This is a genomic window from Streptomyces sp. VRA16 Mangrove soil (genome assembly GCF_017377775.1).
GTDB lineage: Bacteria > Actinomycetota > Actinomycetes > Streptomycetales > Streptomycetaceae > Streptomyces.
The window spans coordinates 37,390-49,558 of sequence record NZ_JAFVLN010000017.1 but is presented as its reverse complement, the minus strand read 5'-3'; the positions used below and the strand labels follow the sequence as shown (position 1 = coordinate 49,558).

Here is a 12,169-nt window from a genome sequence, read left to right as displayed (position 1 = left end):
GTTCGCCGCTCGCCGCCCGTCGCGCGCTCCGCGTAACGTGGCCGCGTGAATGTGCTGCGCACCGCCCACACCGCCGACCTCGACCCGGCCGAACTGGCCGCCGCCCGGCGCCTGTTGGACGACGCCTTCGACGGCGACTTCTCCGACGCCGACTGGGCGCACGGCCTCGGCGGCGTCCACGCCCTGGTGCACGACGACGCCACCGGCGCCCTGCTCGCCCACGGCTCGGTCGCCCAGCGCCGGGCCGTCCACCGCGGCCGAACCCTGCGCGTCGGCTACGTGGAGGCGGTCGCCGTCCGCGCCGACGTCCGCAGGACCGGGCTCGGCGGACAGCTCATGGGCGCCCTGGAGCGAGTGATCGAGCGGGCCCACGACCTCGGCGCGCTCTCCGCCTCCGCCGACGGCGAGCCGCTCTACACGGGCCGGGGCTGGGTGCGCTGGGCCGGACCGTTCGCCGCGTACGGGCCGGACGGTGTCGTCGCGCTGCCGGACGAGGACCCGCCGCTCCTGTTCCCGCCCGCCGCCGCCCGCGCCCTCGACCCGGGCCACCCCCTGCTCTTCGACTGGCGGGACGGGGACCTGCTCTAGGGCTCCAGGGTCCAGAGCTCCAGGGGCCAGAACTCCGGGGCTCCGGAGTGCGACGGGCGGGGCTGATGTGACTGGTGAGGCCGATGGTGTGAGGCCCGTCTCAGATAGTAGGAAGTCCGAGTAATTGTGGAGACAGAAACAGAGAGCTGTCCTAGCTTTGTAGAAGCCGAACGTCTCGCCCGATCCGGCGAATGGCGGCCGTGAGCCGAGCACCTGGCAGGCAACCCCTGCAGCTCCCGCTCCCCGCCCTTCCGGCACCTCGAAATCCCCGCGGGTCCGCGCACCCTCAGACAGCGCGCGACCTCATGTGATCTCTAGGAGTCGATCACCATGGCCACAGCGACGCCCGCCCGCCGCCGAGTCCGCCACGTCTCGCCGTCCTCCGAAACCGACCGCCGCACGGCGAAGTACGCCGCCGAGGCCCTTCAGCGCGCCCTCGACCGCAGGGACAACGGTGGGGCGACGGCTCGCTGAGCCCCGCACGCCCCCGCTCACGTAGCCCGCTTCACCTCGAAGTGGTCGATGCGCTCGCCGCCCCGGGCGAGCGCGGACACCTTCATGCGCGGGTGTGCGCCGGACTCCACCTCGACCTTGAGCAGGGAGAACCCGCGATAGCGCACCCGTGACCAGTCCACGGTCTCGTTCCTGGTCCGCCCGGAGCTCGTCGCCCAGACGAAGCTGTCGACCTGCTGGTGCCGGCTCTCGTGCCCCTCGTAGCTCTCCTTGCTGCCGGGCCGGAAGCCGTACAGGTCGCGGCCCCCGCCGCCCGCGGTGACGTACACGATCCCGTCGCGCCCGGGATCCGCCGTGCCGCCGACCGGCACGGCCCGGCCGACCGCGCCGCCGCGCACCGCGTCGGTGCGTTCGTAGACGTGGTTGTGGCCGTTGACCACCAGGTCCACCCGGTGTTTGTCGAACAGCGGCACCCACGCCTTGCGCACCCCGCCGTCGGAGGCGTGCGAGGACGTCGAGTACGCGCAGTGGTGGAAGAACACGACGACGAAGTCGATGTGCGCGGCCGCCCGCAGCGCGCCCAGGGTTCTGTCCAGCCACGCCGTCTGCCGGCCGTCGCTGTGGCCGAGGTTCGCCGTGATCTCGTAGCTGACATCGTTGGCGTCCAGCGCCACCACGCCCACGTTCCCGTACGAGAAGGAGTACGCGCCCGGCGTCGACCGCCCGTCGAAGCCGCTGTCCGGCAGCGACCAGCGGGCCAGCTGGCCGCCGTAGCCCTCCGGCGAGTACCAGGCCTCCATGTCGTGGTTGCCGGTCGTCACCATCCACGGCACGGTCCGCGCGACCTGCTCGTTCTGCTTGAGGAACAGGTCCCAGGAACCGGGGTCGTAGCCGTCGCTCTTCTTGCCGTGCCCGGTGCCGTCCGCGTAGCAGAGGTCGCCCGCGTGGAGATGGAAGGCCGGGTCCTGCTTCAGCATCAGATGGTCGTTCGCCGCGGCCGCCTCGCCCACGCCCTGGTCGCCGAAGGCCGTGAAGGTGAACGCCTCCGGGGCGGCAGGAGCCGTGCGGAAGCTGCTGATCGTGGAGCGGCGCGCGGGCGCCGCCGGGTCGAAACCCTCGTGGCCGACGCCGTAGTAGTACGTCGTGCCCGGGGTGAGGCGGTCGAGCGCCGCGTGCACATAGAACTGGTCCAGTGCGAGCCGGACCCCGCTGACCCCCGGGGTGTGCAGCGCGCGGGTCTCCGCGGGGATCTTCCGTCCCAGGTCGTCGGGGCGCAGGCCGATCCGCACGTACGGCTTCCCGACCGCGAGCGGTACCTGCCACGCCACCCGCATCTGCGTCATCGGGTCGGCGCCGAAGGCGAGATGACGGCCGAAGGGGGCCACGGCGGAGCCGTGCACCGCCGACGACGGCGACGGTGATGCCTTCGCGCGCGACGGTGTGCCGTCCGAGCACCCGGCCAGCGCCCCGCTCGCCACCGCGCCCGCCGTCACCAGGGCGCGGCGCCTGCTGAACCTCGCGCGCAGGTACGCGTACTGCTCGGGCATGCTCATCCGCCGCGCGAGCCGCGGCGGTATGCCGACGTCAGGGACGGGCGGCTCAGGGGGTGTCCCCCCGAAAGGCACAGTCATGAGGGAGAACTTCCCAGCGGATCCCAACTCCCGCCAGACCTGCGGGTGAACAGCCGACGACCGGCCGGTGGTCCGTCCGTATTCTGGACACCGCATGTCATCCCATGGGACAAGGAGTACGGTGCTCCACATGTCGGCAAGTTCTCGCATCCTCAATCTCGCAGTGATCCCCGGTGACGGCATCGGCCAGGAGGTCGTGGCCCAGGGTCTGAAGGTCCTCTCCGCCGTCCTTCCGCAGGATGTGAAGCTGGAGACCGAGGAGTTCGACTTCGGCGCCAAGCGCTACCACGCGACCGGTGAGACCCTCACCGACGCGGACCTCGACGCCCTCAAGAAGCACGACGCCATCCTGCTCGGCGCCATCGGTGACCCGTCGGTCCCGTCCGGTGTCCTGGAGCGCGGCTTCCTGCTCAAGCTCCGCTTCGCCTTCGACCACCACGTGAACCTGCGTCCGTCGAAGCTCCTGCCCGGCGTCTCCACCCCGCTCGCCGGCCAGCCCGAGATCGACTTCGTGGTCGTCCGCGAAGGCACCGAGGGCCCCTACACGGGCAACGGCGGCACCATCCGCAAGGGCACCGAGCACGAGGTCGCCACCGAGGTCTCCGTCAACACCGCCTTCGGTGTGGAGCGCGTGGTCCGGGACGCCTTCGCCCGCGCCCAGGCCCGCCCGCGCAAGAAGCTCACGCTGGTCCACAAGAACAACGTGCTGACCTTCGCCGGTCACCTCTGGACGAACGTCTTCAACAAGGTGGCCGAGGAGTTCCCCGAGGTCACCACCGACTACATCCACGTCGACGCCGCGACCATCTACCTGGTCACCGACCCGGCCCGGTTCGACGTGATCGTCACCGACAACCTCTTCGGCGACATCATCACCGACCTCGCCGCGGCCGTCTCCGGCGGCATCGGCGTCGCGGCCTCCGGGAACATCAACCCGAGCCGCGAGTTCCCGTCGATGTTCGAGCCCGTCCACGGCTCGGCGCCCGACATCGCGGGCCAGGGCAAGGCCGACCCGACCGCCACGGTCCTCTCGGTCGCCCTCCTGCTGCGTCACCTCGGCTACGAGTCGGAGGCCGCGCGCATCGAGACCGCCGTCTCCGCCGACCTCGGCGAGCGCGGTGACGCCGTGCGCTCCACCGACGAGATCGGCGACGCGCTCGTCGCCCGAGTAGTAGCCGGCTGACCCGGCGCTCATCCACGCAACAGAAGCCGCCGGGTCGCAACAGCACCCGGCGGCTTCTCATGCCGCGGCCCCGGGTGCCACCATCGACTTCTGGGCCGCACCACACCTCTCCCACCAGGCCCGTTTCGAGCACAGCTCCGCGCGCGCGATAATCGAACGCGGGGCCGCGATGTACGCGAAAGCTCGGACGTCCTAGTACAAGGAGTGCAGACGTGAGCGCGGTCCGTCACAACCAAACGGTGAAGGACACGACACTATGACGACGCCCACGATCGAACTCAAGCCTTCCGCCAGCCCGCTCTCCGCCGCCGAGCGCGAGGCGATCCTGGCCAGCCCCGGGTTCGGCCGGCACTTCACCGACCACATGGTGACGATCAAGTGGACGGAGGGCCGCGGCTGGCACGACGCCCAGCTCGTCCCCTACGGTCCGATCTCCCTCGACCCGTCCACGCACGTGCTCCACTACGGCCAGGAGATCTTCGAGGGCCTCAAGGCGTACCGGCAGCCGGACGGCTCCGTCGCCGTCTTCCGCCCGGAGGCCAACGCCCGCCGCTTCCGCGCCTCCTCCCGCCGCATGGCCATGGCCGAGCTGCCCGAGGAGCTCTTCATCGAGGCCCTCGACGTGCTGCTCGCGCAGGACGCCGACTGGGTGCCGCCGCACGGCGGCGAGGAGGCGCTGTACCTGCGCCCCTTCATGTTCGCGACCGAGGTCGGCCTCGGGGTGCACCCGGCCAACGAGTACCTGTTCATGCTGATCGCCTCCCCGTCCGGCGCGTACTTCGCGGGCGGCGTCAAGCCGGTCACCATCTGGGTCTCCGAGGACCACGTCCGCGCCGTCCCCGGCGGCACCGGTGACGCGAAGACGGGCGGCAACTACGCCGCCTCCCTGCTCCCGCAGGCCGAGGCCGCGGCCAACGGCTGCGACCAGGTCGTCTACCTCGACGCGGTGACCCGCACCAAGGTCGAGGAGTCCGGCTCGATGAACGTCGCGTTCGTCTACGGCGACCGCATCGTCACTCCGGCCCTCACCGGCTCGATCCTGGAGGGCATCACCCGCGACTCCCTCCTCCAGGTCGCCCGCGACCTCGGCTACACCGCCGAGGAGGGCGTGATCACCCTGGAGCAGTGGCGCGCGGACGCCAAGTCGGGCGCCCTGACCGAGGTCTTCGCCTGCGGCACCGCCGCGGTCGTCACCCCGATCGGCACGGTCAAGACCAAGTCGGACCAGTGGACGCACGGCGACGGCACCCCCGGCGAGGTCACCCTGAAGCTCCGTGACGCCCTGCTGAACCTGCAGCGCGGCACGGTCGACGACGCGCACGGCTGGATGCACCGGATCGGCTGACCGGGACTCCGGCTGTCAGGGGCGCTCCCGTTCGGGGGCGCCCCTGATCGTTTGCGGGGCACCGGTACTCCCGCGTTGTCAGTGGGCCGTGGCATGGTTTTCCTGTACGCCCCAACGGGCTTACGGCAGCTGGTGGTTGACGGGGAGAGCGGGGGTGGCCGCGGTGCGTGCCGAGTTCCAGGAGCGAAACCAGGCGATGGCCGACCTGTACGAGCAGGGCCGCACGCTGCAGGAGATCGGGGAGCAGTTCGGTGTGACCCGCGAGAGGGTGCGCCAGATCCTCGTGCACCTCGGCACGGCGGTGACCGCGGTCGAGGCCCGCGGCGCCCGCCGGGAGGCCCGTGCCGAAGAACTGTCCGTGCAGGTCAAGGAGTTCCTCGAAGTGCACCGCGCGGCCATCGTGGCGATGTCCGAGGGGGGAGCCAAGCGCAGCGACGTCGAGGCGAGGTATGCGCTGCTGTTCCCTGAGATCCCGGCGGCTGTCGTGCGCGAGGCCGTGACCGAGGCGGGCGTCCTCTTCGACGTCGACGTGCAGGAGTTCGCCTTCGCGCAGTGCGCGATCGAGGCCGCCGTGTGGTACGTCCTCGCCCGTGACCTCGGCCTGGCCGCCGACCGTGCGCGTGCGGTGCACGAGATGGACCTGGACGAGATGGAGGGTGTGGGCAGTCTGCTGCTGCGCGAGGGCGTGGCCGCCGAGACGGTCGCCGACATCCTCGGCCTGGCCCACGCGGCACGCACCAAGGTCAGCGACGGCGCGGTGGCCGGCGAGGAGTTCGGCATCGCCAAGGCGCGCTACGACACGTGGCGCGAGAGCGTGCTCGACGAACTCGGCATGGAATCCTCCAAGGGCAGCACGCCCTGGCCGCCCACCAGCCAGACGGTGATGAAGCGCCTGGGCGGCGGTGCGTGGGCGCAGGCACAGCGGGCCCTCGGGCTGACGCCCGACCGCCGGGGCCGCCCGCCGGGCGGGCTGGTCTACGAGCCGCAGGACTATCCCGCGGCCCTGCGCGACTTCCTGTCCGACGCGGCGCGTGCGGGGACGCCGACGACCTATCAGGCGTACGAGATCTGGGTGCGGACCCAGGACCGTGCCGGGCACCGCAGGCCCGCACCGGCCTCGATCCGCCTGTACTACAAGAGCTGGACCACGGCCAAGCGGGCGGCGACCGCCGACGGCACCGTCCAGGCCGCGCCACGGACCCGCAGGACCGAGGGCGGACTCCTGGAGGCGGCGTCCGCGCTGCACGACGCGCGGCAGGCCCTCGAGCGCTTCCGGCGTGAGGTGAGTGAGGTGCGGCCCGCCGAGCGTTCCGCCTACGGGCAGCAGTTCATCCTGGCCTTCTACCAGGAGTACGAGCACCGGCGCCGTGCGTGGATCCGCATGATGATCGAGCGTGACGACACCGCCGTCGCGCGGCGGCTCGCGGGTTCCCCGACGAGAAACGAGCGGCGGCTGCTGAGTGAGGACCCGCCCGCCGTGGACACGTTGCTGCCCGACTTCGTGATCGACAAGCTGGGCGGCAGCGATCCCCGGAACACGGACGGCTGGATCAGGCCGGACGCCCAGGCCGCCCTCGACTCGGTCGACGACGCGGTGATCCGCCGCTTCGCGGCCTTCAAGGAGGCACGCAACCACCTGATGCACGGTGGCGTGGAGGCCCCGAAGCTGAAAGCGGCGCTTGCGGCGCTGGCCGCCGATGACGACGCGTTCGCCCTCAAGCAGACGATCACCCGGCGGGTGCTGCTCAGCTGGCTCCTGTCCGGTGGTCAGCATCGGGTTGTGCACCTTGCCGAGTCCATACCCGAGCTGTGGAAGCAGATGATCGTCGGCGAGGCGTTGATGGCCACGGCGTGAGCGCCGGTCGCGGCCTCGCCCGGCGCCGGAGGCGCGGTCGGCCCCGGCTCAGCCGGCGACGCGCTCCCGCTCGGTCTCCGGCAGGGCCGCGGCGGCCGGGGCGGGGCGCTCGACGAGGAGGTACACCAGACCGCCCACGATCCCCGACAGCAGGAAGCTGCAGTCGACCCCGCCGGTCAGGGAGAGCAGGGGGCCCTCGTACGAGGGGAGGGAGACCGCCAGCAGGCCGACCGCCGCGCCGAGGGCCCAGGCCGCCGTGGCACGCGGGTTCCAGCCCGCGCGGTACCAGTAGACGCCGCCCCGGGAGCGGCGGTTGAAGACCTGGAGGGCGTCCGCGTCGTAGACCCCGCGGCAGCGGGCGAAGCCGATGAGGGTGATGACCGCCCACGGCGTGCCGATCGCGGTGAGAAGGAGGACGAACGACGTCATCGCGTCCTGCGCCTCCCACGCGTAGTGGCCGACGAAGACGCAGACCGTCGCGACGACGGCGACGGTGTACGTGGCGCGGGCGCGGGACGCCTTCGGCAGGATCGCGTCGAGGTCCAGGCCCATCGAGTACAGCATCAGTCCGGCGTTGCCGACCGAGCCCGCGCACGAGGCGAGCAGCAGCGGCACCAGGTACCAGGCGGGCGAGGCGGCGACGAGCCCGCCCGCGTAGTCGAGGGCCGCGCGCGCCGCGTACGCCGTGAACGTGCCGAAGAGCTGGGGGACCAGCAGGCCGATGATCAGGCCCAGCCAGGTGGCGCGGAGCACGGCGCGCGGCGTGTGCCGCTCGGGGGAGATGTAGCGCGTGTAGTCGCCGAGGAGCGTGATGAACGCGATCGGGCCGGAGAGCCCGGCCGCGACCGCCGACAGCAGCCAGGTCGGCCAGAAGGAGCCGAGCGCGTAGCCGCCCGCGTCCGGCAGCGCGGCGGTGGTGAAGTCCGGCGCGTACGCGACGACGCCGAGCGCCAGCAGGGCCGTCATGCCGATGGCGAGCACCCTGGACAGACGCAGCAGGACCTTGTAGCCGTAGACCGCGCCGACGACGGTGGCGGCGGCGAGCAGCGCGTAGACGACGCCGTACGCGACTCCCGTGACGGGCAGGCCGAACAGGCGGTGCGCCACCGCCACCATCGCGTCGCCGCCGATCCACACGGTCAGCGCCGTGTAGCCGAGCGACAGGAGCAGGCCGACGATCGAGCCGACCAGGCGGCCGCGCACGCCGAACTGGGCGCCGGACGACGTCGAGAGGTTCGTGCCCGTGCGCAGCGAGACCAGGGCCAGCGGCGCGGTGAGCGCCGTGCCGACCACCGTGCCCGCCACCACCGAGGTGAGCGACGCCCACCAGCCGAGGCCGAACGACACCGGCAGCCAGCCGAAGACGATCACCCCCAGGCAGAGGTTCGAGCCGAGCAGGATCGTCACCAGGTCGCGCGGGCCGCTGGTGCGCTCCGCGTCCGGGATCGTGTCCACTCCGCGCTGTTCGATCGCCATGACCACCTCGTCGGCTCTTCGTGTCGCCCTCGTTTAGAACGCCGTTCAATGTGGCGTAACTCAAGCTCGCACGTCAATGCTTCCGATGGGTAAAAGGTAGGTTTAGAGTGGCGTTCAATGCCTGTGGACGCAGTGCTCAACGATCACCAGGAGGCGTGACGGCGTGCGACTGACCCCCACCGAGCGCGACCGGCTGCTGCTCTTCGGAGCCGCTGAACTGGCCCGCTCCCGCAAGGCCCGCGGCCTGCGGCTCAATGTGCCGGAGGCGACCGCGCTGATCGCGGACACCGTCTGCGAGGCGGCCCGCGACGGGAAGCGGCTCGCCGAGGCCATCGAGGCGGCGCGCTCCGTGCTCGGCCCGGACGACGTGCTGCCGGGCGTCGCCGACGTGGTCACCGAGGTGCACGTCGAGGCCGTCTTCGACGACGGGTCCAGGCTCGCGATCGTGAGCGACCCGATCGCGGGCGGCGGGCTCGGCGAGGCGGCGCCCGGCGCGCTGCTGCCCGGCCCGGAGCACCGCGACCCCGAGCCGGAGCTGACGCTCACCGTCACCAACACCGCGACCGTCCCGGTCTCCGTCACCTCGCACTTCCACTTCTTCGAGGCCAACCCGCGGCTCGATTTCGCCCGCGAGAAGGCGTACGGCATGCGGCTCGCGGTGCCCGCCGGTTCCTCGGTGCGGTTCGGGCCGGGGGAGTCCGCCGAGGTCGGGCTCGTGCCGATCGGCGGTGCGCGCGTCGCCATCGGGTTCGCCGGTCTCGTCGACGGACCCCTTGACGCCCCCGGCGCCCGCGAGGAGGCGCTGCGCCGCGCCGCCGCCTGCGGATATCTCGGAGTCGACCAGAAGGACCGGAAGGAGGACGGCCGATGAGCCGCCCCGGAGGCCACCCCGCCGAGGCCCGCCGCCTCACCCCGCACGAGTACGCGGCCACGCACGGCCCGCGCGCCGGCGACCGCATCCGCCTCGGCGACTCCGGGCTCACCATCAAGGTCGAGTCCGACTCCCAGGCGTACGGCGACGAGTTCCTGGCCGGATTCGGCAAGACCGCCCGTGACGGACTGCACCTGAAGGCCGCCGCGGTCCGCGAGACCTGCGACGTGGTCATCTCGAACGTCGTCGTGATCGACGCCGCGCTGGGGATCAGGAAGGTGTCGATCGGCATCCGGGAAGGCCGCATCCACGCCATCGGGCGGGCCGGCAACCCCGACACCCTCGACGGCGTCGACGTCGTCGTCGGCACCGGCACGTCGATCGTGTCCGGCGAGGGCCTGATCGCCACGGCGGGCGCCGTCGACACGCACGTACACCTGCTGTCGCCCCGCATCATGGAGGCCTCGCTGGCCTCGGGCGTGACGACGATCATCGGGCAGGAGTTCGGCCCGGTCTGGGGCGTCGGCGTCAACTCGCCCTGGGCGCTCAAGCACGCCTTCTCCGCCTTCGACGCCTGGCCCGTCAACATCGGCTTCCTGGGCCGGGGTTCGTCCTCGCACGACGCCCCGCTCGTGGAGGCCCTCGCCGAGGGCGGCGCCTGCGGCTTCAAGGTGCACGAGGACATGGGCGCGCACACGCGGGCTCTGGACACCGCGCTGCGTGTCGCCGAGGAGCACGACGTCCAGGTCGCCCTGCACAGCGACGGCCTGAACGAGTGCCTCTCCGTCGAGGACACCCTGCGCGTCCTCGAAGGCCGCACCATCCACGCCTTCCACATCGAGGGCTGCGGCGGCGGCCATGTGCCGAACGTCCTGAAGATGGCGGGCGTCGCCAACGTCATCGGGTCGTCCACCAACCCCACGCTTCCCTTCGGCCGGGACGCGGTCGCCGAGCACTACGGCATGATCGTCTCCGTCCACGACCTCAAGCCCGACCTGCCCGGCGACGCCGCCATGGCCCGCGACCGGATCCGCGCCGGGACGATGGGCGCCGAGGACGTGCTGCACGACCTGGGCGCCATCGGCATCACCTCGTCCGACGCGCAGGGCATGGGCCGGGCCGGCGAGACCGTGCGCCGTACGTTCGCCATGGCCGGGAAGATGAAGCACGAACTCGGCGACCCCGGCGTCGGCCACGACAACGACCGCGTCCTGCGCTACATGGCGAAGCTCACCATCAACCCCGCCATCGCCCACGGCCTCTCCCACGAGATCGGCTCCATCGAGCCCGGCAAGATGGCCGACATCGTGCTGTGGCGCCCCGAGTACTTCGGCGCGAAGCCGCAGCTCGTCCTGAAGTCCGGCTTCCCGGCGTACGGCGTCGTCGGCGACCCGAACGCGGCGACCGACACCTGCGAACCGCTCGTCCTGGGGCCGCAGTTCGGCGCGCACGGCGCCACCGCCGCCGAACTCTCCGTCGCGTTCGTCGCGCAGGCCGCCGTCGACGACGGCCACGACACGATGCCGACGCGGCGCCGCCGGGTCGCGGTGCGCGGCACGCGCGGCATCGGCCCCGCCGACCTGCGCTTCAACTCCCGCACGGGAGCCGTCGACGTGGACCAGCGCACCGGCCTCGTCACCCTCGACGGAGAACCGCTGCGCTCCGAACCGGCCGACTCCGTCTCCCTCAACCGTCTCTACTTCCTCTGAGGTCCCTGCGATGACGTACTTCATGCCGCCCGAGTGGGCCCCGCACGAGCGCACCTGGATGGCCTGGCCGAGCCCCAACCCGACCTTCGCCGACGACACGGAACTCGCCGAGGCGCGCGCCGCCTGGGCCGGGGTCGCCCATGCCGTCCGCGCCTTCGAGCCGGTGACGATGGTCGTGGGACCTGGGCAGGAGGCGACGGCCCGTGAACTCCTCGACCCGTCGGTGGAGCTGGTGGAGCGGGATCTCGACGACGCGTGGATGCGCGACATCGGCCCGACGTTCGTGAAGCACCGCGAGACCGGTGAACTGGCGGCCGTGGACTGGACGTTCAACGGGTGGGGCGCCCAGGACTGGGCCCGCTGGGAGCACGACTCCAAGATCGCCCGCCATGTGGCCGATCTCAGCGGGGTGCCCGTGCACTCCACGAACCTGGTCAACGAGGGCGGCGGCATTCACGTCGACGGCGAGGGCACGGTGCTGCTCACCGAGACCGTGCAGCTCGACCCGGACCGCAACCAGGGCTGGTCGAAGGCGGACGTCGAGGCCGAGATCCACGCCCGCATCGGCACCTCGAAGGCGATCTGGCTGCCGCGCGGACTCACCGGCGACTACGGCCGGTTCGGCACCCGGGGCCATGTCGACATCGTGGCCGCGTTCGCCGCGCCCGGCGTCGTCCTGGTGCACGAGCAGGAGGACCCCGCGCACCCCGACTTCGAGGTCAGCCGGGAGATCATCGACGTTCTGTCCGGGCAGACGGACGCGCAGGGCCGCCCCCTGGAGATCGTCGGGGTCCCCGCCCCGACCGTCCTCACCGACCCCGACGACGGCTCCTGGGTCGACTACTCGTACATCAATCACTACCTCTGCAACGACGGCGTGGTCCTGTGCGGCTTCGACGACCCGAACGACGAGCGGGCCGCGGCGATCTTCCGCCGCCTGTTCCCGCGGCGCACGGTCCGCCTCGTCGACGCCCGCACGATCTTCGCGGCGGGCGGCGGCATCCACTGCATCACGCAGCAGCAGCCGCTCGCCCCGCGCTGACCGGGCCTGGAATCAT

10 protein-coding genes are annotated in these 12,169 nt (G+C 71.8%); 8 read left to right on the top strand and 2 right to left on the bottom strand.

What is annotated here, in order from left to right:
* Nucleotides 1-45 precede the first annotated feature (45 nt).
* Both J3486_RS34465 and J3486_RS34460 read left to right on the top strand, forming a co-directional pair.
* Nucleotides 46-588, top strand: a complete 543-nt coding sequence (locus J3486_RS34465) for a GNAT family N-acetyltransferase (RefSeq protein WP_207827697.1) — start codon at nucleotides 46-48, stop codon at nucleotides 586-588.
* Between the two features lie 330 nt (nucleotides 589-918).
* Nucleotides 919-1,062: a hypothetical protein gene (locus J3486_RS34460; RefSeq protein ID WP_207827695.1), complete on the top strand. Its 144-nt coding sequence runs from the start codon at nucleotides 919-921 to the stop codon at nucleotides 1,060-1,062.
* 17 nt (nucleotides 1,063-1,079) lie between these two features.
* On the opposite strand, the gene J3486_RS34455 is transcribed toward J3486_RS34460, so the two are convergent.
* Entirely contained in the window at nucleotides 1,080-2,588 is a 1,509-nt protein-coding gene (locus J3486_RS34455; protein ID WP_229379076.1) for a metallophosphoesterase family protein, read from the bottom strand.
* A 214-nt stretch (nucleotides 2,589-2,802) separates the two neighbouring features.
* On the opposite strand from J3486_RS34455, the gene J3486_RS34450 reads away from it, so the two are divergent.
* The 3 genes from J3486_RS34450 to J3486_RS34440 all read left to right on the top strand — a co-directional run bounded on the left by J3486_RS34450 (nucleotide 2,803) and on the right by J3486_RS34440 (nucleotide 7,055).
* On the top strand, nucleotides 2,803-3,855 hold the full coding sequence (locus J3486_RS34450; RefSeq protein WP_207827690.1) for a 3-isopropylmalate dehydrogenase: 1,053 nt from the start codon (nucleotides 2,803-2,805) through the stop codon (nucleotides 3,853-3,855).
* A gap of 256 nt (nucleotides 3,856-4,111) precedes the next feature.
* On the top strand, nucleotides 4,112-5,200 hold the full coding sequence (locus J3486_RS34445; protein ID WP_207827688.1) for a branched-chain amino acid aminotransferase: 1,089 nt from the start codon (nucleotides 4,112-4,114) through the stop codon (nucleotides 5,198-5,200).
* Nucleotides 5,201-5,354: 154 nt separating this feature from the next.
* The gene (locus J3486_RS34440) at nucleotides 5,355-7,055 is read left to right on the top strand and encodes a sigma factor-like helix-turn-helix DNA-binding protein (protein ID WP_207827686.1); all 1,701 of its coding nucleotides are present in this window, start codon (nucleotides 5,355-5,357) and stop codon (nucleotides 7,053-7,055) included.
* A gap of 48 nt (nucleotides 7,056-7,103) precedes the next feature.
* On the opposite strand, the gene J3486_RS34435 is transcribed toward J3486_RS34440, so the two are convergent.
* Nucleotides 7,104-8,531: a cytosine permease gene (locus J3486_RS34435; RefSeq protein WP_207827684.1), complete on the bottom strand. Its 1,428-nt coding sequence runs from the start codon at nucleotides 8,529-8,531 to the stop codon at nucleotides 7,104-7,106.
* 163 nt (nucleotides 8,532-8,694) lie between these two features.
* On the opposite strand from J3486_RS34435, the gene ureA reads away from it, so the two are divergent.
* From ureA to J3486_RS34420, 3 genes are read left to right on the top strand one after another with little or no spacing between them, the layout of a single operon-like run.
* Complete coding sequence (ureA, locus tag J3486_RS34430) at nucleotides 8,695-9,402, top strand: urease subunit gamma (RefSeq protein WP_207827682.1); 708 nt, start codon at nucleotides 8,695-8,697, stop codon at nucleotides 9,400-9,402.
* On the top strand, nucleotides 9,399-11,111 hold the full coding sequence (locus J3486_RS34425) for an urease subunit alpha (RefSeq protein WP_207827680.1): 1,713 nt from the start codon (nucleotides 9,399-9,401) through the stop codon (nucleotides 11,109-11,111). The genes ureA and J3486_RS34425 overlap by 4 nt, the downstream gene beginning before the upstream one ends.
* A gap of 10 nt (nucleotides 11,112-11,121) precedes the next feature.
* Complete coding sequence (locus J3486_RS34420; protein WP_207827678.1) at nucleotides 11,122-12,153, top strand: agmatine/peptidylarginine deiminase; 1,032 nt, start codon at nucleotides 11,122-11,124, stop codon at nucleotides 12,151-12,153.
* The last annotated feature ends 16 nt before the right edge of the window (nucleotides 12,154-12,169 follow it).